The sequence below is a fragment of the Bdellovibrio sp. HAGR004 genome, from assembly GCF_055397015.1.
Genome location: NZ_AP029176.1, coordinates 3,678,475 through 3,702,688 on the forward strand (window position 1 = coordinate 3,678,475; position 24,214 = coordinate 3,702,688).

The window sequence follows — 24,214 nt, forward strand, 5'->3', positions numbered from 1 at the left end:
CCTCATTAGATACGATCTGTTTTAGACCACAAATAGTGATCTGCCAACACCAGCCATGTCATCGCTTCCAGCACAGGAATTGCACGGGTCACGATGCACGGATCATGACGACCCTTTTTAGCCACATCCAAAATCGAGCTGGTCGGCTTAAAGGAAACTCTCAGTAAAATACTTTCCCCTGTCGAAATTCCCCCACGAATCCCGCCATATTGCGATCCAGCGCTGTTTTTATGGAACTCAGTTCCTTTGACTTCAGAAGCCTCAAAACCCAAACCCAATTCAAAACCATTGGTCGCACCCACACTTAAAAAAGCCATCGCCAGATCAGATTTCAGTTTATGAAATACCGGCTGCCCCAAATAAGCCGGTGGATTCTGAATCAGAATCTCGGCGATTCCACCGTGACTATCGCCGTTTTCCTGCGCCTTCTTTAAGAGTTCTGCCACTTCACTGTCTCTTGAAGATGGGAAACGACCTTGGAAAGAATCAATATCCTTATTCAGAACCTCAGAGCGCTCTTCCGCCGTCAATGTCATCGGACCAATCTGCGAGGCATAGCCAATCACCTTGGTCGGACCGCTGACGTGTTTCATCATCATCTGCGCGACGGAACCCGCCATAACACGGGAAACAGTTTCACGCCCTGAAGAACGCCCGCCCCCACGATGATCACTGTGACCAAATTTATTTTTCCACATATCATCCGCATGCCCCGCACGCGGCGAAGTCTTGATGGCACTATAATCCTGAGACCGCGCATCCTGATTGCGCACGATGATCGCCATAGGAGTTCCTAAAGTTTTCCCTTCAAAAACACCGCTTAACACTTCGGCTTGATCACCTTCCTGGCGGCCGGACACGATCTGACCTGAGCCATGATGCCCCGGACGACGACGTTCCAGCTCTTTGCGCAGCAGGGCTTCATCAAATTGAACCCCGGCTGGGCAACCATCAATCACCACACCCAAAGCTGTGCCATGACTTTCACCAAAAGTTGTAATCACGAATCGGGAGCCGAACTGACTTGCACTCATAAATTTTCCTTAAATTCTCGCCAAAATGCCCGTTGCCCCTGGGCTTGCGCCGTGAACATCACCAAACCAGACTGATAGTTGGCACCACAGCGCTGGGCATATTCACGCCCCATAGAGTCTTCTTTGTAATTCAAATCAAAAACCATCGCCGGATTCCAGCTTGCCGGGGGCAACATTGTTTCCGGCGAACGAGGTGCTGCCCAAATCACTATTTTAGGCGTCACACCTTCTGACAGTTCGGAACCTTCGCGTGGCCGGCCGCTGCGTGAAGAGAAATAGGTGGCATGAGGCAAAGCCTTTTCCACCATTTCCAGCACACCACCACCGCCCCAGACAAAAATTTCTTTTTGCAAAGGGGCCAGCATCCCCACCCCTTCGATCAGTTCCATAAAGCCCTGATCGTCTGTGGAGGTTCCCACCCAGCGTTTTGTTTTCGGATTCAGGAACAAAGTATTTACCGCTGACAAGGTTTGATGCTGACAGCTTTTTGCCGCGTTTTCCTTATGCGGAGAGGTCACCGCGGCATAAGACAAACCCAAGGTTTCCAAAACCGGGAAGGCCTTTCCCCATTCCTCGCGGGAAATGGCGATGGCAAAAACCGGCAGGTTCTTTTTATAGAAAAAGTCTGAATGTTCCATTGGAGTATAGCTGTGCGCAACCGGGTCCCCCAGCACTGCCGCAAACGAGGACGACTGCGCTGACGTCATGGCCCAGCCCCACAAAGAAGGCTGATCCCCAGAAGTCCCGTCGCCTTCGCGCCAGAAGTTCAGCAACTGTTTGCCTTTTTGGAAACGGCGATACCATTCCCAACGCCCCGTTCGAGAGCGGGGCAGGAAACTGCGGCGGGCTGCATCCTGCTGCTGCCACTGGTGACCTTCCAAAAGATCACCATAGCTTTCCACCAACGGCGCAAATTTCAGATGCGCCACCTGTCTGGAAAAGACCTGCCACATGTCCTTCAGCTTTTCTTCATGCAAAGACAGAATCACCTTGGTGCCTGGCACCAGGGCCAACAAACTTTCCGGACTGCCCAGTTCAATCGCCCAGTCCACCCAAGGGACTTTTTGCAAAAGCTCCAGCAAAGCTGTCTCTGCCTCCAGATTTTCACGGGCGATGCGGAAGGAATAAACAAATTTTTCCTCGGGCATTTCTGTCAGAACCTTTTGAATTTGCTCAAAACTTAAAAGATCATCCCGTAGCTCAAATAAAGACACACCTTTCTTGGCAAAGCGGTCTTTGAACAGATTCCAGCGTTTTTCGGATTTAAACAATTCCGATGTCAAAGTCAGACAGCCGGAAATATCCTGCAGATCATGAGTCAAAAGAGCTTTTTCAACAGCCATGGCATGATGGCGATTTTCAAAAAGACCCTCTGGCATCAGATACACTTCGTCGGCGTGAGCACGGTAGCTATCCTCGCGCGCAGCCGCTCGTTTTTGATATTCCTCTAATGGCGACATCTCAGGATTCAGACGTGGACGATTCAGGAAAATACGTCCATCCAAATCAGTCTGGCGACGCACCCATAAAACCCGAACGCTGTCAGGGATGACCGTCAGATCAAAACCCGCCCCCAGCACCAGATACATTTCCGTATGAGGCTTTTGCAGGGTTTCCAAAAACAACTGGCGTTCCAATTCACGGAAATAGGTCTCTCCGTGTTCCATGAAAAGTTCTGGAATGGTCTTGCCGATTTTTTCCTCGATCAATTCATCCAGATCCACGAAATCAACAGCAGCATCACGCAAATAGACCTGCAAGCGCTTCATCAGCTCGGTCTTTCCAGTTCCACGATGTCCAACAACGGCAGTAATCATGGTTTGATTCCTATCATGCCCCAGAATTCCGGGAAACTCTTATTGATAGCCTCAGGATGCTCAATCGTGATGTCATGGCCTTTTAACTTCATCAAAGTGGCCGCCATTACCATGCGATGATCCTGATCAGGATTAAAAGCAATTCCTTTTTTTAAGGTCTGTGCAGGATTGCCATGAATAATCATGCCATCCGGCAGAACTTCATGAGTCACGCCAAGCTTTTCCAAGAGTTCTGCCACCTTGGCAATACGATTGGATTCTTTGGCCGCCAAGTGAGGAGCATTGTATAACTTTGAAATTCCTGTGGCCCAACTGCAAAGCACCGCCAGCACCGGAAAAAGATCCGGCGACTGAAACAAGTCACAGTCAACAGAACGCAACGCCGCCGTCGGCGAAACACACAAGGCTCCGTCCTGAAATTCCCACGCAATATTCATGCGTTTAAATATTTCCAGGAATACGGCATCGGGCTGCGAACTTTTCACTGGGAAGTTATCCAACTGTGCTCCACCCACAAGTGCACCGGCTGAGGCCATCGTAAAGGCGGAACTAAGATCAGATTCCACACGGTACTCAAGCTTGCTGATACGCTGACCGGCCGGCACCACATATTTATTCCCCTGCACTTGCAAGCGCATACCCAAATCTTTCAGCATTTTCACAGTCAGTTCAAAATAGGATTCGGAAACCTTGTCGCCAATCAGTTCGAACTCAAGATCAAAATCCAAAAGCCAGGAATTCAAAATCAACGCCGAAGCATACTGACTGGATTCAGTGGTGTTCACCCTGATCGGGGACCGCGAGCGCTTCCAGCCGTCGGACACGATAAAAAGCTCACGCCCCTTCACCTGCGTCTGAACCCCCAACTGCGCCAGCAAATCCAACAACCCCTGCTGAGGCCTTTGCAGCAAGCGCGCAGTGGCTTCCAATGTATGAACGCCCCGAACCCGGGAGGTTCTCAAAGCCATAAAACGGAAGGTTGTACCACCTTCGCCACAATCAATACGACTGCGCTCGCGGATTTCCTTTAAGCCTTCACGCATAAAGCGAACATCATCGCAATCTGCGTGACCCTGCAGGTCTAAAACCGAAAAATAACTTTTTACAATTAAAGCCCGGTTGAAAATGGATTTGGACCCCGGAATCTCTCCGCGAAAACGATACTCAGTCATACAACTCGTCTTCTTTTTGACGAACGATCTCCATCAGAATTTCGTCCACCGGAACTTCACGAATCACACACTGTCCGGGTTTCTTTAAAAATACAAAACGCAGCACCGAAGAACTGGTTTTCTTCTTGTCACTTAAAAGCTGACGGCGGAACTCCTTCAACATCGATTCTTTACTTTGCAACAATCCATCCCGAATCGGCGACAGCAAATAGCCCATCACTGGCGACAACATCAGCTTTTCATACTCTTTTGGAGTGATGACTTTCTTATGCAAACTAAAACGCAAAGCAAAGTCCAGTCCATAATTAATCGCAATCCCGTGAGGAAGCTCGTACGAGGACTCCAGCACATGCCCCACTGTGTGACCCAGGTTCAGAATATGGCGATGTCCGGATTTTTCTTCAGGGTCTTTGGCCACTTCCCTGTATTTTGCCTCGATAGAGCGCGCCAGATATTTCCACAAAGTATCCGCATGCACCTCAAATTCCTGCGCAAGGTCCTTCCACAAAGATCCCCCGGAAATCAAAGCGATCTTCAGCAGTTCCCCGAAACCTTCAAAAGCCCGGGCTTCAGGCTGCGACAACAAAAGGGCACGTGACAATATGATCTTGTCCGCCGGATAAAATGTTCCGATTTGATTTTTTGCCGCCCCCACATTCAGGGCCGTCTTCCCACCGTGAGCCGAATCAATTGCCGACAACCACGTGCTTGGTAAATGAACCAGGCGCACACCGCGCTTTAAGATACTGGCAACAAAGCCGCCGAAATCACCCACGCTGCCACCGCCAGCCACCACCAGCGTCAGACGGCGAGCCGAGGTGCCTTCGCAGATTTTAACTATTTTGGAAATATGTCCCGGGAATTGATCAACAGACTTTAAGGTTTCTCCCGCCTTCACAGAATAGCGCAGCGGAAACTGCTTCATCCATTTGCGGAACACCGCTGATTTCTTTGGAAGAATGTCATCGTGAATCAGCAAAAGCTCATCTCCCAAATCCGAAAGACGAGGCAGGTCCTTGATAAAGAGCAAAGAACTTTTTTTCATTACTTCTCTTCAGACAGGTGAGCTTTGGCTTTGCCGTAGGAATCAGAAATCGCATCCCACGCTTTGCTCATGCCCGCTTTCATCTCGCCCCAGGCCTTACCGGAGCTTTTCTTCATCTTCGCCAGATCCTTTTTCATTTCCTCTTGTTTCTTTTCAAGAGCCTTGATCTGTTCATTCACTTCCGCTTTGGCTTCACCGGTTTTCTTGGAGGCTTCTGCTTTCATGTCAGCGATTTCTTTTTTCATGGAACTCAGCTTGGTCTCCATGTCTTTTTGGAATTCTTCTTTTTGTTCTTTGGAATATTCGGCCGCCGCAGAGGCAGCCTCCGCTGTTTTCTGCTTCACTTCTTCAGCAGAAGTGGCAAAGGATTGGGAAGACAATGAGATAAGTGCAAGAACCACAACAAGACTACGCATACAGGTCTCCTTAAGATGGAGACCAGTTTACAACGCGGGCTTATTTTACATCAACAATATTGAGCTGACCTTGCTCCGCAGTGACATCCACGGCCTTCTGGCTTTTCAGACTGGACTCAAGTTTTTTCAGAAGATCCGCATAATGCGGATTGCTTTTCGGAAGGTAGTAGGACCCCTGATGCTTGCTAAACATCACCTTAACACCGTCCTTATCGCTGCGCAGTTTTCTAACCACGTCAGCCACTTTGACAGTTTCCACGCTGGCAATAATGCGAATCGCCGGACCGGCCTCCGCCTTTTGAGAGACCACCAACCCCAGGGACATCATTGCCACCACAAGAAGCCACTTCATGATCCACTCCTTTAGATTTAGAGTTCTTCTTTAATCTTAACCAAGACGCGCGGGCATAGCTAGAGCTTTTGCACTGTTTTACATGCAAAAATCCATTTAATTCCTTTGGTGTCCTTCCAAAGGAATTCCTCAGCGTACCAGGATGAGAGCTGCTGTTTTAAAAAAGGAAACTAGGACGACTTCGTCAAATCCCAGTCGATTTCGCCAAGCCCCTTGGATTTCAGATAGGTATTGGCCCTGGAAAACGGTTTTGTCCCGAAGAATCCACGATGTGCCGACAATGGAGACGGATGCACAGCCTCCAGCACCAGATGCTTTTTTCGATCCACGAACGAGGCCTTCTTTTGCGCGTAAGAGCCCCACAAAATGAACACCAGATTTTCTTTTTCATCATTCAGAACATGGATGATCTTGTCGGTGAATTCTTCCCAGCCCTTACCCTGATGGGCCGCCGCTTTGCCGTCTTCAACAGTTAAAACTGCATTCAGCAAAAGCACACCCTGTTCCGCCCATTTTATCAAAGATCCGCTCTTAGGAATCGGCAGCCCCAGATCACTGTGCAGCTCTTTGTAGATATTCTGAAGCGACGGTGGAAAGCGCACCCCATCACGCACCGAGAAACACAGGCCATGAGCCTGCCCCGGACCATGATAAGGGTCCTGACCAACGATGACCACTTTCACGTTATCAAAAGGGGTCAGGTTCAAAGCCGCAAAATATTCATCACCACGCGGGTAAATGGTTTTCCCCGCCTTGTATTCAGCGGTCAAAAAACTTTTCAGCTTCTTCATACGGTCTGTTTCAAACTCCATATGAAGATGCTGCTTCCAAGATGAGTCTAATTTGATTTCGGATTTCGTGTTTTCCATTATCTCAATCTGACACAAGCCTATGGTCCAGGTTCGGGATTCTAATGCAAACCTATTCGATTTCAAATTATTTTTTAGGTGCCAACCTTCTTGACCAGACAAATTTCGACCCCATTGTTACACTATAACTACGAGGAAAAGGAGGCCGCCTATGACGACCCTTCTCAACCCCACCATTGAGCTTATTGAACAAAATCCTGAGGTTAAGTCCTTTATCTACCAGCAGATCGCGGAGTTCGAGCACTTTGTGACTCCGCAAACAGTGGTCGCTGTCGTAGCCCGGGACCCGAGAAAACTTGCGCTCCAGTATGAAACAGAAGGTCGCGAGTTCACCAAGGAAGGACTAAAGAAGCTGTATCGCATTGCGATCGTTTTGAACGAAAGCGGCGCGAAGGCCGAGGCTGAAGGTGTTCACGAGGACATCTTCGAAGCAATTCGGATGGCTAAACACAACTTGATGCAAAAATTGATTGCGATTCAAGATTCCGTGGTCAGCCAACAAGACCGAATTATTGAAATCAATCATTACTTGCAACATCCAGTTCTTCATTAAGATAATGGGGCTTCTGCAAGGAGGCCCTCATGTTCAATCCCAATATGCCTTATCGCAGCGTCGGTCGTTGCGGTTTAAAAATCGGCGCCTACTCTTTGGGCGGATGGACCACGTTCGGTGGAACCGTCAAAGACTTCACTTCTGTTCGCAGCATCCTGCGTGTGGCCTACGAAGCCGGAATCAATTTCTTCGACATCGCTGACATCTACGCCAAAGGTGAATCCGAACGCATTATGGGTGGAGCCCTGAAAGACTTCCCTCGCCATGAGCTGGTGATTTCATCGAAAGTCTTCTGGCCGATGAGCGAAGACATCAACGACAAGGGCCTTTCCCGCAAACACATCCTGGAATCTGTGAATAAATCCCTGCAACGCATCGGCACAGACTACCTGGATATCTACTTCTGCCATCGCTATGACCCGGAAACGCCTGTTGAAGAAACTGTGCGCATCATGGATGACCTGATTCATCACGGAAAAATTCTGTATTGGGGCACCAGCGAATGGACCGCAGAACAAATTCAGGAAGCCATGGATATTTGCGACAAAGGCGGCTACTACAAACCGCAAGTCGAACAACCCCAGTACAATCTTTTGGTGCGCGATAAGTTTGAAACCAACGTGCAACCGAAAGCTCAGCAACACGGCATGGGCTTGGTGACGTGGTCCCCACTGGCATCAGGAATGCTGACGGGAAAATACGACAAAGGCGTCACCGAAGGCCGCCTGTCCCGCATCGACTGGCTGAAGGATACTTTCTACACAGAAAAGAACAGCCAACGCGTGTGGGAATTAAAAAAGATCGCCGACCAACTGGAATGCAGTCGCACCCAACTGGCCCTGGCCTGGACAGCCGCCCAAACCGGCGTCAGCAGCGTGATCCTGGGAGCCACCAGCATCGAACAACTACAAGAAAACCTTGGAGCTCTCAAAGTCGAAATCACGCCAGAGCTCGACAAAGAAATCAAAAAGATCTTTGCTTACTAAAACAAAAGAGGCGTCCTCGCGGACGCCTCTCTGTTACTTTCTAATACTCGGTTATCCAGAACACCATTCCGGCGTTCTGACCTCCATAAGGTCCTGTTCCGCTCACTGTATGATTTAAGTGATAATAATCATTTGCCGTGATCGGAGCTCCGGGCGGAACCTCCACAGTAATGTACTGATTTTGATTCCAGTTGGCCGGAGTAAACGTAATCACTACTGGATCATTCAACTCTCCATTTACCTTCAAAACAGTTGTATCAATTACGACTTGAACATCCGACGCAGGTTCAGCACTAAGAGACAGACCATACTGCCCTTGTCCTCCATTAATGGAGAGATCTATCTGAGGAATATCAAATAAAAGATTGCCGTAATCATTATCGTAGATATTCAAAAACACATCGGGTACTCGAACGGCCTCGTAATCTCCTCCAGAAGCTGTATGAGTAATTTTAACAATTCTCTCGCCATCCACCACAGAGTTGTCAGAAATTAAAAGACTAACAGCCTGGGGCACATTCCAATTGGCAGAAGTGAAGGTCAACGACACTTGTGACGATCTCTGTTCCTTCTTACTCGTTGAGAAAGTAACTTCAGGATCTGGTGAGTTTGCAGTAATTGTCACATCTGCTGTCGGCTCCGTAGAAAGATACACATAGTATGTAACCATGCCACCCTCTGAAGGATATTGTTGTGTTTGATCAATAATAACAGGAGATACGTCAACCACTTCTAAAGATAGAAAACAGAAATCGAAAAGGTCTTAATTTTAAATGGAATCAAACTTATAGATAATCAGCATCTTGATCTGGATTGGAAAGAAGCCAAGTTCCGCCTTATTGGACTAGGTGATTATTGGGAAGATGAGCACCTTTGGGACTACATTGCAAAGTACAAGAGCACAAATCTACCCACCATCGCCATCACTCACAATCCCGATGTATTTCCACGCCTTCCTGAAAATATTGCTCTCGTGTTAGCTGGTCATACTCATGGCGGGCAAGTGAGCTTTCCAATTTTGAACTCACCTATCGTCCCTTCACAATACCAAGATCGCTACCGATACGGACTGATCCACGAAGATGGACATCATCTTTTAGTTACCAGCGGGACTGGCAACAGTATTCTTCCAGTTCGCTTCCGAGTTCCTCCAGAAGTCGTTGTCGCTGAAGTAACTTTTATCCATAACAAGTGATACATCTTGATCACAAAGAGCCAAAAGTAATTGCAACTCCGGAGAGAGTGTAAAAGGAGCTTATGAACGGCAACTCAGCCATAGCAATCTATGCACAATTGCTCAATGAGGATGTCGACGTATGGCGGCCTGTGCTTGCCAAGGAAATTTCAGAAGGGGGTGCTGACAAGAAAACAACGTTATGAAAAATCACTTGCAAAAACCAACTAGGTTCCCGGATCCAGCCGAAAACCCGACAAAAGAATATCCGTGCCTATCCGATATCCGGTCCCGTATTTTTTTCACTTACACCCCAAAGGCCGCTTATATGGCAGAGATGGGGTCATTTTAGCTGGCACACATGGTGCAATTCACCCTCCGTCTCACACATAAGAATGTTGGTATCGGTCACCTGTTCGGCGGCCCTAGCTCAGCAGGACTTAAGCGGTCGTCTTTACGAACGCAGTGCACGTGTTAACGAACTGATTCGCCAGAATGCCACTCGTCTGGACAATCAAACGCAAAGACAGGTTCTGGAGCAACTTAGCGCCATTGAAACCCTGATTGCCCGTGGTGGTCGCCCGAACCCTTATCCAGGCAATCCTGCACCGCCAACACCACCGCCTCCTCCGGGTGGCGCACGTTACCTTGTGCGGGGTGATATCGAAAACAAAGGATTCACTTTTGAAGTCACAAATCTGCTGAGCCTTTACACACAGTGTACGGACTTCGTTAAAAATCAAATCGGCAATTCCAGTGTGGATGACATTAACATCAGTATTGATTTCGGACCTGTGCAAAAACTAAGAAATTCTTCCAGCTATTGGAAGGGTGAAGCACAAGTCTGCAATCAAATCGTTGAGGTCGCGAGAAAGTCCGGCATCACTTACGACAATTCCGAACTTGCATACATCGGAACGATTGAACAGCAAAGCTTCATGTTCCGTGGCTACAGCCTGTTGGACATCAACAAACAGTGTGAATCTTTTGTGAACTCTTCCAGCCTTAGCTCCGTGGACGACATCACTGTGTCTGTAAACCTTGGACCCGTAAAAACATTGCGCAACAGTTCCAGCTACTGGAAAGGTTCGTTTGAAATCTGTCAGCAAATTCTGCAACAAAAATAAAGTAAAAGGCCCCGACACAGTTTCGGGGCTTTTCTTTGGAGTCATTTAAATGAAACGTCTTTTAGTCACCACTCTGGCACTTCTTCCTGCAACATCCTGGTCTCACGAGTGCGAAAAATTCCTTTCCTCTGGCTGGAAATCCGACAAAGGATACGCCTGCACAATCAGCACTGAAGAGCTGCAATCCCGTGAACTGCACAAACTTGAGATGTGCATCGGGAATGTCCCCTACCTGGATGGTCAGCGTTATGCCCATGTGGAATTAAAATGGGTTCCGCTTTCTCAGCACAACAATCCCTACAACAAAGATGCGGGCATGAATGAAACTTTCTTTGAATCCTTCTATACGGGCCTGGCTTTTGCCGGTAAGGAACTGCAGGAAGATGCAAAGAGTTTAAAGATGCAGTCCTTTATAGAAGGCTCTTCACTGACATATGATCCTGATATTCGCTCTGACCTGGCGTTGGATAAACGAACGATGAAAGCCCACCTTGTCGTTCAATCCCGCAAAGCCGCTTTGATTTTCCAGAACAATTGGGAAACCCGTTGGGATCTGAATCTTCAATGCGAAAGAATCCGTTAGTCCTTCCGTAATTGGGGTCTTACTGGCCCCATTTCCGATAAATCTTCTGTTTAAAGTCACCATTGCGCCGCGCTAATTTGTTTGTAAACGGTTAGTTTTCATTAACTTCTTGCAAGGCGCAGATCTTTTAGAAATAACTTCACTGTGTTTTTCCCCGTATATGTTGCGAATAGGGCGCAGCGTTTCTACCAGGCACCTCAAATGCCTGACTATGGAGGTTTTAGTGAAGGCCACAATGATTTCTCTTCTGGTGCTTGTTACGACACTTTGCGGACAGTTTGCAATCGCAGCTCCCGCGTCAAACGATGTGCCTTACTACGGAGAACAATTCCACCGCGACCTGGGAAGTGGAATTTCCAACGACGACCTAAAAAAGAGCATTCAATTTGTCCTTCGCAGTTTCCACCTTCGCGTGAACGGCAGCTATGACAAGATCGTTAACGGCTGCAACGGTCAAAACTGCTATCAGCACGTTTCCTTGGGCTACGACGGCGCCCGCACTTTCCTTCTGGGCAGCTTCTACTTGGTTGACCAAGGCAATGGCGACTACGCAATCAAAGATGTTTACTGTGACAAGATCAGAACTTCTGACGACTTCCGCGGTGGTCACGGCCCTCACCCAGGCACTATTCCCGACGGCAACATCGTAAATACAGAGCACACCTGGCCACAAAGCCGCTTCTCTGGCCGTCATAACAAAAATATGCAAAAAGCTGACATGCACCACTTGTTCCCGACAGACAACGAAATGAACTCTGTTCGCGGCAACAATCCTTTCGGCGAAGTTGTTCAGGACAGAAAGACTTTGAAATGCAAAGTGTCCCGCTTCGGTCGCGGAGCTTCCGGCAGCGGCGATGTGTTTGAACCACCAGCAAATCACCGCGGCAACGTGGCTCGCGCGTTGTTCTACTTCTCAATTCGTTATGACTTGGCTATTGATTCCCGTCAGGAAGCCACTCTTCGTAAATGGTCCAAAGAAGATCCTATCGACGAAGAAGAACTGAATCGCAATGACGAGATTCACAGAATGCAGGGAAATAGAAATCCATTCATCGATTTCGCTGGCCTGGAAGATTCCATCAACGATTTCTAGTGTTCAAGTGCGACAGGTAAAAAGTTAGTTGGAGAGGAGACGGTTGATGTCTCCTCTTTTTTTTTGCCCGTTTCCAGCTTCACTAAAGAGCCGATAATGTCCTGAAGCTGCTCAAACGGCGCCAGATTCGGCGGAAGATTTTCTTTTAACTCCATCGTCAACACAGGTGTTTGTCTTTCCACCCACATATAACGGCCCAGACTTCCCGGATAATTGCCCAAAGACTTCCAAGGCAGATAATCAAACTTCGGCGGCGGCGCCACCTTCGGTCCATCGAAATCCAAAACCTTCAACGGCGTATGCACAGACACGATAAAGTCCGGTTGGAAATCTTCCAGATGTTTCAGCGCACATTTGGTTTCAGGCTCACTGCCCCCTTGATTTCCCGGGAAACGGCGAGGATTTGAGTTTGTGGAGCGTCTCCACGCTGTCAGGGCCCCTGCCTCCCAATCTTTTGTTGGGAAGTTGCGATTGATATCAATCTTATTGGCATTGAAACGGGTTTTGTATTTCACGCCATCAGGGTTCAGCACCGGAATCACACGCCAAGAGTTGCGCGGATCAATACCCTCAAGACGTTCCATCCAGTAGCGGCCCACAGTTCCCGCCGGAGTTTCGTCTCCGTGGATCAAACTGAAAACCAAAACTTTTTTTGCACCCGGAGTCGATGCCAGTTTTTCATAGTGATAGATCGGCCGCCCCTCAGCACTCATGCACTGGGAATCAATTTGGACCTTGTCACAAGCTTGCTTCAGAAGTTTGTCGTCCCACGCGCCCGGAAATTTTTTAAGCTGGTTCATACATTCTTGCTGAAGATCAGGAACATCGGCGGCTGTTGCTCCCAATGACATCAACGTAATTGCGCTCAAGATAAATGCTTTCATAGGCCTCTTCACCACTTAGCCATTATCTCCGGGTCTTTTGATTCTCTCAAGATGAGAAAGTGCCTTTTTTTGAATCAAGGTGAGAATCCTTACAAATTGACTAAAGTCTTGCAGGCTTTCGTCCGTAAAAGAAAGGGTGTGACCATTAGGACTCAGTGTGGAGGCTGTATGATGAACAAGGGCAGTTTTAGTTTCGTGGCGATGCTGGTGATAAATCCTGTAGTGATACTTTTCTATCAGAATTGCTCGATGGCCCCGGTTAGCCACGCCAAAAATACCACAACCGTCCCTGTGATTACCCGTCAAGTGGCTTCGGAGTCACAACCAGTCATTGCTGATATCAAACCCGCCTGCAACGACGAGAAAAAAGAATGCCCCCGTAACGAATAGTATTCGTTACGTGCATATCTGAATTCTTTCTATGCCTTTTACTCATCATAGAGCCCTTGTTAGAACTGTTGATTAAGAAGTAACAGTTCATGACAAGGAGGCTTCTATGCACACAACTCTCGCAACACTTTTCTCTCTCTTGGTTTTCGTGGCTTCTCCCGCTCACGCCTTTCTTTCCACCCAGGACAAAGCTCAAATCCTAAAAACTTTGAACGAAGAAAACCTCAATCCTGGCGTTTATTACGAGGATATTCGCTGCTCTCTTCGCAACCGCACTTGTCTGGTCAAAATGGAAGTCCAACGGCACCGTGCGGGCTGTATGATTGAGCGTATGGCGGACTCTGCCGATCTTTATACAGAACAAAAAAACCATCAGGGACATTCCCGTATGGTGCTTTCCCCTTATGCCGAAGAAATTTTGGCCGCTTGCTTGGCAGCTCAGCTCTAAAGCTGGACTTGCCGTTCCTTGGTCCCCCTCCTAGCCTTTAAGACGCAGGAGGTTCCATGCTTAAGTACGTCAGCAGTGCATTGTTTATTTGCCTATTCTCTGTGTCCCCGGCTCATGCCGCCGATAAAATCAAAATGTATTTCAATAACGAAGAGCTTTCCAAGGTGATCGAGATTTACTCGAAGGCCTCTGGTCAGAAGTTCATCCTTGATCCCGGTGTGCGCGGAAAGGTCTCTATTTTCAATCAGGAACCTGTCGAGCTGCCTGAAGCTTTCAATCAATTGTCTTTGGCACTTTCCACGAATGGCTTTGCTATTTCCAAACAAGCTGATGTGATGGTCGTGAAATCCGCCCGCAATATTCAGCGTGACCTGATTGACGTCACGACAGAGGTTCCATCTGTGACGCCGCAAAGAATGGTGGCGTGGATCGTGAAGCTAAAACACATTTCTGCAGAGGACATCATGCGCGATGTGCGCGTTCTTCCGTCCCGTGACGGCGAGATGAATACTGTTCCCGCTACCAATCAGATCATCTTTACTGACTGGAGTAGTAACATCATCCGCATCGCTGATATCCTGAAAACATTGGATAAACCTGTGGATGCTTCGACCAAAAAGGTGATCGACACGGCCCGCAAGGACCGTCATGCTGCTCGCCGCCATAGCACGCGCGAGGCACTGGAGCCCACCGAGCCTCCTCCAGCACCCCCTAAAGGCCAATAGAAGCCATTCTGGGCGCTAAAAAGAGGAAGGACTGGTCCTTGGGCCGGTCCTTTATTTTTTTGAAAATAGGCTATTGACTTACATATAATTTACACTGTAAGTTCATATGTAAGTTATGACGATGAAAACGCCCCTCCCCCCACTGACGCCGAAAGAAAAATCTGTTCTCGAGTTTATCGAGGCACACATCTTAAGCTCAGGAGTTTCACCGTCGTATCAGGAAATCAAGGATCACTTCGGTCTGGCTTCATTCAACTCAGTTCAGAACTATCTGAAGCAGTTGACGAACAAGGGATACATTTCCAATCCCCAGAACTTGAAGCGAGCCATTCAGGTGCTTCACTCTGCCTCGGCAGTGCAAGAGCATCTGCAATCAAAATCAGTCTCGACGAAGACAGGATCTCCTCGCACTCAGCTCCTCCAGGCTCGTGATGAGGTCCTGTCACTTCCCCTTCTTGGGAAAGTGGCGGCTGGTCAACCTATCGAAGCCATCAAACACGACGAGTTCGTGGATGTTCCTCCTTCCATGGTCCGAAATCCTTCCAAGTCCTTTGCACTGAAGGTGCAGGGTGATTCCATGATTGAAGACGGGATCTTTGATGAAGACATTATCCTGATTCAGAAACAAGATTCTGCCAACAACGGCGATATCATTGTGGCCACTGTAGATAATGAAGCCACGGTGAAGCGCTTTTATCTGCGTCCCCGCCCGGAAACTGGGGCCGCAGATAAGATGGTGGAACTACGCCCTTCCAACTCCACCATGAAATCCATGTGGTATTCCCCTGACGAAGTAGAAATCCGCGGTATCGTCGTCGGCTTGATCCGTAAATTCTGACGCTACTTTTACCATATCTTCATCATTAATTTTTATATAAAAACTCAATATATTTATATATTTAGATCTAATTTTTACTTTTATAAGTATTGTGTGGTACAATATGTCTATGAAAACCATTATCGAAGAGTTCGATATTTTTTTACATAATCTCGGTCTGAAGTTTAATGCCGTTATTATTGGTGGTGCAGCTCTTAACATCCTTGATATTACCGGCCGAACTACCAAGGACGTAGATTGCTTAGATCCCGAAATACCAGTTGAAATCAAAGAAGCTTCTCATCTCTTTACTAAGCAAAGAGATGATCTCGAACTTGATCCCAATTGGCTCAACAACGGGCCTATTACTCTTAAGAAAGACTTACCATCTGGGTGGAGAACAAGAACTCAACTTTTATATCAAGGCAAATCTCTTTACCTAGAAGCCTTAGGTCGCAGCGACTTTCTCAAGTCCAAACTTTTCGCCTATTGTGATCGAACATATCCTGACCTTGAAGATCTCAAGAATATGAAGCCCACTGAAGAAGAGCTTCTGGAGTCCATCGAGTGGGTGAAGGCTCGCGATGGCAATCCACTATGGCCTGCCCATGTGGAAGAAGCTTTTTTGGCTTTAAGAAAGGCACTGGGGTATGAATAGCTCCGCTCTTGATCGCAAACTTGCTTACATGGGAATACAGCTTGCCAATACAAAAGCTGGCTCTTCCGCAGAGTGGCTGGATCTTGAAGGCACATTGTACGAGGCCTCTTTGGAAGTTCCTCACGATGGGCGCCTATTCTCATTACTTTGCAGTTGGGTTGCCGTCCATGGTGACTATGTGATTATCGAAAAGCTCATGAAGCTCCAGAAGAAGGCGTTCTCTCCATGGCTGGTTGCTATTGCGATATGCGCGGCAAATTTAGGATTCCATCAATGGAAAAGACTTATAAAAAAACCTAAGGAGGTTATTGCTTTAGGTGATGTAAAGCTGGCCTTAAGCTCTATTGCCTTAAAGGGTGAAGAACCCCATTTTCGCGAGAACGGTTTTTTGATACCAAAAGGTTCCATCCGAATCAGAGCCTCGGATGTATTATCGCAAGAGCGTCTAGCAAAAAAGAATCCCCAGTACCGAAACCGCCTTCTCTTCGGCTCCTGCTGGAGAGCTGACATCATTACTGCAATTGAGGCGGGAATGAAAACACCCTATCAGATCTCTAAAACGTTGGGCTGCACCTATGAACCCGCCCATCGAATATTTAAAGAATACTCCTTGGCTATGGCATAACTCCCAAAAACCATGGCACCCCCCTTGCTCTTTAGGTCCTCCGAGTAATCCAGTTAGGATATACGCGGTCCGGACCAAGAATTCCGGCTTATTTTCTTAAGACAAATTCCGGATTCTTGGATTCGGGATGGGGACAAGGGGCTTTATTATGAAAACAACAATCAAACTTTTGGGGGTTCTGGCGGCACTGATGGCTCTTTCAGCTTGTGCGGGGGGCGGTGGCGGCGGAGCCGATGTTCATACAGCGCCAGTTAAGCAGGTCGGCAATGCCAGCGTAGATGCCGCGGGTAACTGCAGCGATGATTATGTATCCAAGTACAATGATATTGTTCGAGAAAGCGAACGCCTTGATGGAATGGTGGCTATCGGTGCCCCTTACTCTATAGTTATTGAGCGGGTGCAGGCAGTTCACAATGCCTGTCTGCGTTTTTTTCAAAAACACGACAACGTGTCTTGCAAAGCAGAAATTGATGGGGAAGAGATTTCCGTCAAAAGCTCTAAGGCAAAGCCCGTTTGCAATAAGATCAAAGAATTTCTAAAACAATAAGGCAGGCTACACAAAGGCCCGTAGAACTTACGGGCCTTCTTTTTTGACAGAGCTTTTCGTGATAAACTTCAACCATGCACAACATCCCTACGATCCACTATTCCGACAAAGCCAAATTCTATAAAGAACTTCTTTCCGAAGCGCAGGGACTTTGTGAAAAAGAATGGTTCGTGAATCTTGCAAATTTCGCAGCACTACTGAAGCAGCATCTGCCCGACATCAACTGGGTGGGATTTTATTTACTTCACAATGACGAATTACTTTTAAGCTCCTTCCAGGGACTTCCAGCCTGCACACGTATTGCGATCGGCAAAGGTGTTTGCGGGACAGCGGCGAAGACACTGCAAACTCAACTTGTCGCGGACGTCGATCAGTTTCCAGGACATATCGTGTGCGACAGCGCTTCGCGCTCGGAAATCGTGATTCCACTCATTCACAATGGCCGCCTTCTGGGAGTTCTGGATATTGATGCCCCGATCCTGAATCGCTTTGATAGCGAGGATCAAAAAGGTCTGGAGCAGTTTGCAGATATCCTCATAAAAGGCACTCAGTGGCCTGCGACTTTTGCCTGACGATCCCGTGAACCCCGCCTTTAGTGCAAATTCACCGGGTCCGGCCCCTGTCAGGCACTGATCTCAGATATGCTGCTATTTGATGGCAGGGATAACTCGATGAGCGACGAACTTCTTAAAAAAATTCGCAATTGCAAACTGTGCAAAGCTCATCTGCCTTTGCCTCCCCGACCGATTCTGAATTTTTCCCCACAAGCACGCATCCTCATCACCGGACAGGCACCGGGAATTAAGGCTCATGATTCTCACACTCCCTGGAATGATGCCAGTGGGGATCGCCTGCGCGAATGGCTGGGGATTTCAAAAGAGGACTTCTATAACCCTGAAAAAGTCGCGATTGTTCCGATGGGCTTTTGCTATCCCGGCAAAGGAAAGTCCGGAGATCTGCCACCCCGCCCGGAATGCGCGAAAAAATGGATGAATGAAATTTTGGAGCACTTGCCAAATATCGATCTGCATTTGCTGATCGGGAACTATGCGATTCAGCACTTCCTACCGTTAGAAAAAGCCGGGCTGACAGAGATTGTGCAGAACTGGAAGAGCTTTTATCCCCGCCATATTCCTCTGCCTCATCCGTCCCCGCGCAACAACTTGTGGCTTAGGAAAAATCCATGGTTTGAGGCCGAAGTCGTGTCTGAAGCAAGGGAGCTGGTTCAAAAGGCTTTTGCTAAAGATCGAAAATAAAAAAACCGCCCTTGAACAGGCGGTTTTTAAGTTCACTCACTAAGATGCAAAAGAAGAACTAGTACCAATCGCTGGGACGCTCTTCGATTGGAGACAATCCAGAGCCTTCAACATAGAGAACCACACTGTTGGACTGCAAAGAGGGATGGAACACCTGAACTGTGCAAGAGCTCCAGTCCGCACCCGGAGTCCAAGCCACTTTCACTTCATAATCTTGTGTAAATGTCTTCGTTGCAGAATCAAACGAGCTGTTCAAAAGGATCACGCGCTGAACATCACAAGTGAATCCATCTTGTTCAGAAGTCACCGCAGCTTTTGGATCGATCAAATTCAAAGCTTGGTTTTTAACAACCACGCGCAAGGAAACAATGCCATCCTGGCTGGAAGCGCCCACAGCCTCAACCGCCACGGTGCGACCATTTTTAACGTCTACGTATTTATCACTCCAGGCTTGAGCAGAAGATGTGACCAACAATGCCGCCACAACAGAAAGAACTTTCATCGTTTAACTCCTTATTAATGACTTTTGAATGAGGCGCTTATAGCACACCCCACCCTCACCGCCAACGCAATGAGTTAACTCATGGTAATTTTACAGGTATTCACAGAACAAACTTAGAAGGTTGATCAAAATAGCCCAGGCGCAAGGCGGAGGCGGCTCCCGCAGCGCAGGCGTGCTCCAAGCACGTCGAAGCGAGGACAGCCACCGACAACGCAGTCGAATGGGCTATTTTCATCGACCGCCCCCAAAAAACAAAGGGGATGCTGCACACTCGTGCCCATCCCCTTTTCCCCTCGAGAATTTCTAAAACTGTTATAACGCTGCTAATGAAACTAGCGAGCGTAGCGCTTATTCATGGATTCGCGAATCTCAGCACCTTCGATGCTTAGGCGAGTCCAAGGAATTGCCAGAAGTCTTTCCGGCTCGATAGGCTCTTCGGTTTCTTCACAGTAACCGAAAGTACCGCCCTCAATGCGAGCTAGAGCGCTTTCAACTTCCATCAACTGCCCACGCATTCTTTCATGCATGCTGAGGAATTCCTGTTCCGCCAGTACACGAACGGTTTGATCCCCTTCGTCCCCGCCTTTTTCCTCATTCTGATCCAAGTTCAAACGAGCTTCTTTCACTCTGTTGAGGATATCTTGCTTCGTTTGCAAAAGTCTTTGTCTGCATTCGCTGACAAGCTTTTCAGAGATAGCCATATTGCCCCCTCGAGTTCCTTCCAGCTTAAGTGCCAATTTGGAACTGACCTATTAAGTTCTACACCTGTAAAATTTGCAAGTAAAAAATCTTACATTAACTTAAAATTAAATAAAGCGTTGTAAACCCTAACGATTCCCTGACTGTGGCCATGGAAGCGCCATAGCGAACGACCGCAGATTTTCACTCTTAAGTCATCTTCTTACAATTATAACCTGAAGCTTGATTACATCCAGGCTCATAATTGCGACGCGTTATATTCTAGCCTTAGGCTTAAAGAAAAGAAAAGAGCAGACCCCTGAAGAGCCCCCAATTTCTCAAACTGATTCAGAAAAACTGCGCATCGACACAGGCGAGACCGTCGAAAATCAAAAGAAAAGGCGACCTACTTCATTCGGTCGCCTTCGAGTTCAGAATGGACTCTCCCCCGAGAAGCCCATCCCACAGGATGTATTTATAGAATAACGTCTTAATTACTTAAGACAGGAAGCCACTCGAGCCAACAAATCCCCCGTGGCGTTGTTGAGCTGAGCAGCCATTTTTTTCCCCTGAACACCGCGCTTGCGGAAGGCTTGGGCGGAATCATCCATATCCTGAGAAACCGACTTAACGGTCGCCCCCTGCGCCGATTTCACAGATACAGAATATTCTTCCATCGAAGACGCGAAAGTTTCGTGATTGCTCACAAGACTTGCCATGATCTGCTGTTGCGCCTTTTGCATGGCTTTCAGTTCCGCCTTCAGCTCAGCACACTGACTTGCAGCCATAGAGTTGGAAGCAAAAAGAAGAACTGCAAAGAAGGAAGCGATCGTTTTCATGTCAGAGCCTTTCGTGTCGGTGACTCTGACCTAAAGCAATGAGTCTGCCAGCTGAGAACGCCTTATATTCGTTCTCAGGTGACATTTTAGGCTAGGACTTTAGAAATTTTTCAAACTCGTTCTTGGTTTCGCCAGCTGTGTAGGGCAAAAGCAGACGGGCCACGTGGCGTTTACCACGCTCGATACTGCGCTTTCCGGGCTGTTTTTCTGCGGATTCAAAGAACTGCAGGAAGGTGGTCGCCATCGCCAACAAAGACTCGGCAATGTACTGCATTTCAGAGACTTCGGCGATCTTGATCATTTTGCCGTCCTTCACCCATTGGCGGTAAAGGATGACCATCAATTTCATCATTTTTTGAATATGGTTGCGCCACATCTTCGCCAGCTGCTGATCCTTACGGCGAAGGGCGTACATTTCACGATGGAAGAAACGATAGCGCCAGTAAAGATCAAAGTTGTCGCTGATAAAGGCCAACGGCGTGTATTTCTTGGTGCGGCTGGGGCGCCAAACGTCGTAGGTCTCTTTCGCCATTCTCTTAAACAGCTCAATCAGGATCTCTTCTTTGTTGTCATAGTGAAAATAGAGGTTGCCTGGGCTGATATCCATGGCCTTGGCGATGTGATTGGTCGTGATCGCCACCACACCGCTGCGATTGAAGAGTTCAATGGAGGTAACGAGAATGCGTTCTTTGGTCTTCATGTATATTAGTCTTTAGTCCAAGTCCCCTCGAGAGTCACGCAAGAATGCCCCGAAAAGCGCACCAGAATGGCATTTCCCGCGCCTTCTTCTGAGAATGCTCTTGAAAGCGTTAAAAAATTGGTGCTACCATAAAACAATGTCATCTAAAAACAAATCTAAGTTGCTAAAACTGCTCGTTTTTTCTGGAGCCAGCCTGATAGGCCTTTACTCTCTTCTGGGTTTCACGTCCTCTGCCGACAGTCAGGAAGCCCAAGCTCATCAGAAAATCCAATCCCAACTTGAACAGCGCACTCAGCTTGCCAAAGCTCTTGGTGAAAAGATTCGCGCAAACGACCTGCCGGAGTCTCTTAAACTCCCATGGAATGGCGACAACCAGGCCGTCAAAATCAGCTACACGATTGATGAATCTCTTCAGCGCGAAGCGGATCGCCTTTTAAAAGCCTATAAACCGGATTACGGCGCCATCTTTATGATCGACGCCATGACCGGCGAGGTTCTGGCCATGTCCAGCTATCAGCGCGACGACGCTCATGCCCCGAACCTGAATCTGCAGGCCACTTTCCCGGCGGCTTCCGTATTTAAAGTTGTGACCGCCACCGCGGCCGTGGATAAGGCTGGCGTCAGCCCGGAACACAAGATCCGCTACAATGGCGGCGCTTACACGCTTTACAAGAAGAACGTTCTTTCTGACAAAGTGACCCGTTGGACCAATGTGATCACCCTGAAAGACGCCTTCGCTCGCTCTATTAACACCGCTTTTGGACGCTTGAGCATCGAGAATCTTCACCCCGAAGATCTGAACGAATACGCCAACCGCTTCATGTTCAATCAGGAAATCCCCGCAGACTTCCCGGTTGAAATGGGTGTGGCCTACGTTCCTCCCGGCAAGGGCTTTGAAATGGCCGAAGTGGCTTCCGGCTACAATAAAACCAACCGCATGAGCCCGGTTCAGGGTGCGATGATCGCCGCCTCTGTCGCTAACGATGGTCAGGTCGTAGTTCCTTATCTGGTTCGCACCATGACGGATGAAAAAGGCCAACCGCTGTACGAAGGCGCAACTTTGAACAACGGTCACATCATGACAAAAGAGTCCGCAGCAAAAGTTCGGGAACTGATGGAGCGCACTGTAATCGCGGGAACTTCCCGTCGTTCCTTCCGCCCCATCACCAAAGACCGCAAATTCCGTGAAATTGAAATGGGTGGCAAGACGGGGCACCTCACAGGTGACAACCCTCGTGGCCGCACAGACTGGTTTGTCGGCTACGCCTTGGATGACGAACGCAAGATCGCTGTGGCCGCCATCACCGTGAACAAAAAGTTCTGGACGGTCAAATCAGCGCATCTGGGACAATCCATGTTCCGCAAATACTTCGGCCCGGTGGTTTCCAACCAATCCAAAGGCGGCCGCGTCGTTTCTCGCTAGTTTTCACCAACGCCAGAAAAACAAAAAGCGAAATGAGACTCCTCATTTCGCTTTTTTTATTCCCACTTTCTCAAGGGTGCCGAATCAACTCTCTCCGTTTTGGTTGTTTTTTTCCGTCTTCGTATCGTGAGTGATTTCCAACGGGGTTACATCCAGAACTTCTGCGTTGATCTCCCGCTCTTCCCGCACTTCCTCAAAACCGGTCCCGTTATTGCGGAACTCATAGTACCTAAAGCCACCAGAGCTGCTTGGACCGCCGCCTGTCCCCATGCCTGCGCCAAATCCGAAGGGGCCGCCAAAGTTAAACACTCGCGCGGACCCTTGAGCCATCTTCTTGGCCATATAGAACTTAAATCTCCAGATGGCAAAATGACGAAGACCCGGCAGGAACAGCACCACAGCCGCCACTCGTGCAAAAAAAGACGGAATCAAAAACAGCAATCCAGAAATGAATATGGCCCCGGAATGCAAAATCTTATTCGCAGGCAGCTGCCCACGCATCATCGAGGTTTGCAGATTCATCATCGCCAGACGACCCACTGTTGCCACGATCAAAAAACCAAGAAGACAAGGCAACAAATACAAACCCAACGTGTTCAGAAAGCCCCATTTCTGAACCGCCAGAATGAAAATCACCAGCTCGGCTATCACAAAAGGAAATGGAATCATCAGCATGGGGACTCCTTCGGATTAAAAGTCCAATGTGGCTACGACCGGACAGTGATCAGAGCCCTCAACTTGTTCGAGAATATCCGCTGAAGACAGGTATTTCTCAAGACCTTTTGAAATACAAACATAGTCAATGCGCCAACCGCGATTGGCAATGCGGCCGAAAGTGCGCATATCCCACCACGAATAACGCTTTGCTTCGGTGGGTTTGAAATAACGGAAGGTGTCGATAAAGCCCAGCTCCAGGAACTGATCAAACCAAACACGTTCTTCTGGCAAAAAACCGCTTTCCTTGGACAGACGGACCGGATCAAAAACGTCGATATTTTCGTGAGCCACGTTGTAATCCCCCACCACAATCACCTGGCGACCCGTCTGCAATTTTTCCTTCAGGTGAAGATTGAGATCCTTCAAAAACTGCTGTTTGAAGTTGTGACGTTCAATGCCTGATCCCCCGTTGGGGAAATAGATGTTGTAAAGATCAAAATGACCATGGTCGGTCATGACAATACGTCCTTCGGACTCATAATCAGGAATCGCATTAAAGTGATACTGCACATTTGCTGGAGGTGTGTGTGTGAACGTGGCCACACCGGAATAACCTTTGCGTTGGGCCGAGGACCAGTAGGAGTGCTCCCAGCGCAGCGTGCGTGTTTCGGTCTCAACCTGATCAATGTGAGCTTTTGTTTCCTGAACACAGAAAATATCCGGTTTTTCCGTGTTTAAAAAATCCATCAATCCCTTCTTGTAACAAGCTCTAATTCCATTCACATTCCAAGAGACGATTTTCACAGTTTCTCCTTGCCTTTTAAGGCCCACCAAAGGCATCAAT

At 48.1% G+C, this 24,214-nt stretch carries 31 protein-coding genes and 1 riboswitch; of the genes, 15 read left to right on the forward strand and 16 right to left on the reverse strand.

Annotated features, from left to right (window positions below; all coding sequences use genetic code 11):
• Positions 1 to 5: 5 nt before the first annotated feature.
• The 7 genes from aroC to ung all read right to left on the reverse strand — a co-directional run bounded on the left by aroC (position 6) and on the right by ung (position 6,705).
• On the reverse strand, positions 6 to 1,034 hold the full coding sequence (gene aroC / locus ACZ5ZV_RS18195) for a chorismate synthase (RefSeq protein WP_262552830.1): 1,029 nt from the start codon (positions 1,032 to 1,034) through the stop codon (positions 6 to 8).
• Positions 1,031 to 2,851 (reverse strand): shikimate kinase, encoded by a 1,821-nt coding sequence (locus tag ACZ5ZV_RS18200; protein ID WP_464118634.1) that lies wholly within the window; start codon positions 2,849 to 2,851, stop codon positions 1,031 to 1,033. Before ACZ5ZV_RS18200 ends, aroC begins: the two co-directional genes overlap by 4 nt.
• On the reverse strand, positions 2,848 to 4,023 hold the full coding sequence (locus ACZ5ZV_RS18205) for a 3-phosphoshikimate 1-carboxyvinyltransferase (RefSeq protein WP_464118635.1): 1,176 nt from the start codon (positions 4,021 to 4,023) through the stop codon (positions 2,848 to 2,850). Before ACZ5ZV_RS18205 ends, ACZ5ZV_RS18200 begins: the two co-directional genes overlap by 4 nt.
• Positions 4,016 to 5,068: a 3-dehydroquinate synthase family protein gene (locus ACZ5ZV_RS18210; RefSeq protein WP_262552827.1), complete on the reverse strand. Its 1,053-nt coding sequence runs from the start codon at positions 5,066 to 5,068 to the stop codon at positions 4,016 to 4,018. Before ACZ5ZV_RS18210 ends, ACZ5ZV_RS18205 begins: the two co-directional genes overlap by 8 nt.
• The gene (locus tag ACZ5ZV_RS18215; RefSeq protein WP_262552826.1) at positions 5,068 to 5,484 is read right to left on the reverse strand and encodes a sll1863 family stress response protein; all 417 of its coding nucleotides are present in this window, start codon (positions 5,482 to 5,484) and stop codon (positions 5,068 to 5,070) included. The genes ACZ5ZV_RS18210 and ACZ5ZV_RS18215 overlap by 1 nt, the downstream gene beginning before the upstream one ends.
• 40 nt (positions 5,485 to 5,524) lie before the next feature.
• On the reverse strand, positions 5,525 to 5,836 hold the full coding sequence (locus tag ACZ5ZV_RS18220) for a hypothetical protein (protein WP_262552825.1): 312 nt from the start codon (positions 5,834 to 5,836) through the stop codon (positions 5,525 to 5,527).
• Between the two features lie 170 nt (positions 5,837 to 6,006).
• Positions 6,007 to 6,705, reverse strand: a complete 699-nt coding sequence (ung, locus tag ACZ5ZV_RS18225) for a uracil-DNA glycosylase (protein WP_262552824.1) — start codon at positions 6,703 to 6,705, stop codon at positions 6,007 to 6,009.
• Positions 6,706 to 6,856: 151 nt separating this feature from the next.
• On the opposite strand from ung, the gene ACZ5ZV_RS18230 reads away from it, so the two are divergent.
• Complete coding sequence (locus ACZ5ZV_RS18230; protein ID WP_464118636.1) at positions 6,857 to 7,258, forward strand: hypothetical protein; 402 nt, start codon at positions 6,857 to 6,859, stop codon at positions 7,256 to 7,258.
• Positions 7,259 to 7,287: 29 nt separating this feature from the next.
• Complete coding sequence (locus ACZ5ZV_RS18235; RefSeq protein WP_464118637.1) at positions 7,288 to 8,244, forward strand: aldo/keto reductase; 957 nt, start codon at positions 7,288 to 7,290, stop codon at positions 8,242 to 8,244.
• Positions 8,245 to 8,284: 40 nt separating this feature from the next.
• On the opposite strand, the gene ACZ5ZV_RS18240 is transcribed toward ACZ5ZV_RS18235, so the two are convergent.
• Entirely contained in the window at positions 8,285 to 8,914 is a 630-nt protein-coding gene (locus ACZ5ZV_RS18240) for a hypothetical protein (RefSeq protein WP_464118638.1), read from the reverse strand.
• An 899-nt stretch (positions 8,915 to 9,813) separates the two neighbouring features.
• Between ACZ5ZV_RS18240 and ACZ5ZV_RS18245 the strand changes: the two genes are divergently transcribed.
• The 3 genes from ACZ5ZV_RS18245 (at position 9,814) to ACZ5ZV_RS18255 (ending at position 12,221) form a co-directional block, all read left to right on the forward strand.
• Complete coding sequence (locus ACZ5ZV_RS18245; protein ID WP_464118639.1) at positions 9,814 to 10,545, forward strand: hypothetical protein; 732 nt, start codon at positions 9,814 to 9,816, stop codon at positions 10,543 to 10,545.
• A gap of 49 nt (positions 10,546 to 10,594) precedes the next feature.
• A complete protein-coding gene (locus ACZ5ZV_RS18250) occupies positions 10,595 to 11,128 on the forward strand; it encodes a hypothetical protein (protein WP_464118640.1) in 534 nt (177 codons plus the stop codon).
• Between the two features lie 134 nt (positions 11,129 to 11,262).
• A riboswitch (purine riboswitch) is annotated at positions 11,263 to 11,360 on the forward strand.
• The gene (locus tag ACZ5ZV_RS18255) at positions 11,352 to 12,221 is read left to right on the forward strand and encodes an endonuclease I family protein (RefSeq protein WP_464118641.1); all 870 of its coding nucleotides are present in this window, start codon (positions 11,352 to 11,354) and stop codon (positions 12,219 to 12,221) included. Its footprint overlaps the riboswitch before it by 9 nt.
• Here the strand turns inward: ACZ5ZV_RS18255 and ACZ5ZV_RS18260 are convergent.
• Complete coding sequence (locus tag ACZ5ZV_RS18260; RefSeq protein WP_464118642.1) at positions 12,218 to 13,105, reverse strand: M14 family zinc carboxypeptidase; 888 nt, start codon at positions 13,103 to 13,105, stop codon at positions 12,218 to 12,220. The two genes, ACZ5ZV_RS18255 and ACZ5ZV_RS18260, sit on opposite strands and share 4 nt — an antisense overlap.
• A gap of 168 nt (positions 13,106 to 13,273) precedes the next feature.
• On the opposite strand from ACZ5ZV_RS18260, the gene ACZ5ZV_RS18265 reads away from it, so the two are divergent.
• From ACZ5ZV_RS18265 to ACZ5ZV_RS18305, 9 genes are all read left to right on the forward strand, one after another.
• The gene (locus tag ACZ5ZV_RS18265; RefSeq protein WP_464118643.1) at positions 13,274 to 13,495 is read left to right on the forward strand and encodes a hypothetical protein; all 222 of its coding nucleotides are present in this window, start codon (positions 13,274 to 13,276) and stop codon (positions 13,493 to 13,495) included.
• Between the two features lie 106 nt (positions 13,496 to 13,601).
• A complete protein-coding gene (locus ACZ5ZV_RS18270; RefSeq protein WP_464118644.1) occupies positions 13,602 to 13,943 on the forward strand; it encodes a hypothetical protein in 342 nt (113 codons plus the stop codon).
• Between the two features lie 56 nt (positions 13,944 to 13,999).
• Positions 14,000 to 14,668, forward strand: coding sequence for a hypothetical protein (locus ACZ5ZV_RS18275; RefSeq protein WP_464118645.1), 669 nt, complete (start codon positions 14,000 to 14,002; stop codon positions 14,666 to 14,668).
• A 121-nt stretch (positions 14,669 to 14,789) separates the two neighbouring features.
• Complete coding sequence (gene lexA, locus ACZ5ZV_RS18280) at positions 14,790 to 15,506, forward strand: transcriptional repressor LexA (RefSeq protein ID WP_464118646.1); 717 nt, start codon at positions 14,790 to 14,792, stop codon at positions 15,504 to 15,506.
• Positions 15,507 to 15,615: 109 nt separating this feature from the next.
• Positions 15,616 to 16,143: a DUF6036 family nucleotidyltransferase gene (locus ACZ5ZV_RS18285; protein WP_464118647.1), complete on the forward strand. Its 528-nt coding sequence runs from the start codon at positions 15,616 to 15,618 to the stop codon at positions 16,141 to 16,143.
• Positions 16,136 to 16,768, forward strand: a complete 633-nt coding sequence (locus ACZ5ZV_RS18290) for a hypothetical protein (RefSeq protein WP_464118648.1) — start codon at positions 16,136 to 16,138, stop codon at positions 16,766 to 16,768. Before ACZ5ZV_RS18285 ends, ACZ5ZV_RS18290 begins: the two co-directional genes overlap by 8 nt.
• Before the next feature lie 148 nt (positions 16,769 to 16,916).
• Positions 16,917 to 17,315, forward strand: a complete 399-nt coding sequence (locus tag ACZ5ZV_RS18295) for a hypothetical protein (RefSeq protein WP_464118649.1) — start codon at positions 16,917 to 16,919, stop codon at positions 17,313 to 17,315.
• A 74-nt stretch (positions 17,316 to 17,389) separates the two neighbouring features.
• On the forward strand, positions 17,390 to 17,887 hold the full coding sequence (locus tag ACZ5ZV_RS18300) for a GAF domain-containing protein (protein WP_464118650.1): 498 nt from the start codon (positions 17,390 to 17,392) through the stop codon (positions 17,885 to 17,887).
• A 99-nt stretch (positions 17,888 to 17,986) separates the two neighbouring features.
• Positions 17,987 to 18,571 (forward strand): uracil-DNA glycosylase family protein, encoded by a 585-nt coding sequence (locus ACZ5ZV_RS18305; protein WP_464118651.1) that lies wholly within the window; start codon positions 17,987 to 17,989, stop codon positions 18,569 to 18,571.
• A 58-nt stretch (positions 18,572 to 18,629) separates the two neighbouring features.
• On the opposite strand, the gene ACZ5ZV_RS18310 is transcribed toward ACZ5ZV_RS18305, so the two are convergent.
• From ACZ5ZV_RS18310 to ACZ5ZV_RS18330, 5 genes are all read right to left on the reverse strand, one after another.
• Complete coding sequence (locus ACZ5ZV_RS18310) at positions 18,630 to 19,073, reverse strand: hypothetical protein (protein WP_464118652.1); 444 nt, start codon at positions 19,071 to 19,073, stop codon at positions 18,630 to 18,632.
• A gap of 100 nt (positions 19,074 to 19,173) precedes the next feature.
• On the reverse strand, positions 19,174 to 19,308 hold the full coding sequence (locus ACZ5ZV_RS18315; protein ID WP_464118653.1) for a hypothetical protein: 135 nt from the start codon (positions 19,306 to 19,308) through the stop codon (positions 19,174 to 19,176).
• 97 nt (positions 19,309 to 19,405) lie between these two features.
• Complete coding sequence (locus ACZ5ZV_RS18320) at positions 19,406 to 19,774, reverse strand: TraR/DksA family transcriptional regulator (RefSeq protein ID WP_464118654.1); 369 nt, start codon at positions 19,772 to 19,774, stop codon at positions 19,406 to 19,408.
• Positions 19,775 to 20,245: 471 nt separating this feature from the next.
• On the reverse strand, positions 20,246 to 20,590 hold the full coding sequence (locus ACZ5ZV_RS18325; RefSeq protein ID WP_464118655.1) for a hypothetical protein: 345 nt from the start codon (positions 20,588 to 20,590) through the stop codon (positions 20,246 to 20,248).
• Between the two features lie 91 nt (positions 20,591 to 20,681).
• On the reverse strand, positions 20,682 to 21,290 hold the full coding sequence (locus ACZ5ZV_RS18330) for a TetR/AcrR family transcriptional regulator (protein WP_464118656.1): 609 nt from the start codon (positions 21,288 to 21,290) through the stop codon (positions 20,682 to 20,684).
• A 136-nt stretch (positions 21,291 to 21,426) separates the two neighbouring features.
• Here ACZ5ZV_RS18330 and ACZ5ZV_RS18335 point away from each other — a divergent pair, with 136 nt between their 5' ends.
• Entirely contained in the window at positions 21,427 to 22,713 is a 1,287-nt protein-coding gene (locus tag ACZ5ZV_RS18335; protein ID WP_464118657.1) for a penicillin-binding transpeptidase domain-containing protein, read from the forward strand.
• Positions 22,714 to 22,797: 84 nt separating this feature from the next.
• On the opposite strand, the gene ACZ5ZV_RS18340 is transcribed toward ACZ5ZV_RS18335, so the two are convergent.
• Positions 22,798 to 23,388, reverse strand: coding sequence for an FxsA family protein (locus tag ACZ5ZV_RS18340; RefSeq protein ID WP_464118658.1), 591 nt, complete (start codon positions 23,386 to 23,388; stop codon positions 22,798 to 22,800).
• A gap of 15 nt (positions 23,389 to 23,403) precedes the next feature.
• Positions 23,404 to 24,174 (reverse strand): exodeoxyribonuclease III, encoded by a 771-nt coding sequence (locus ACZ5ZV_RS18345; protein ID WP_464118659.1) that lies wholly within the window; start codon positions 24,172 to 24,174, stop codon positions 23,404 to 23,406.
• Positions 24,175 to 24,214 lie beyond the last annotated feature (40 nt).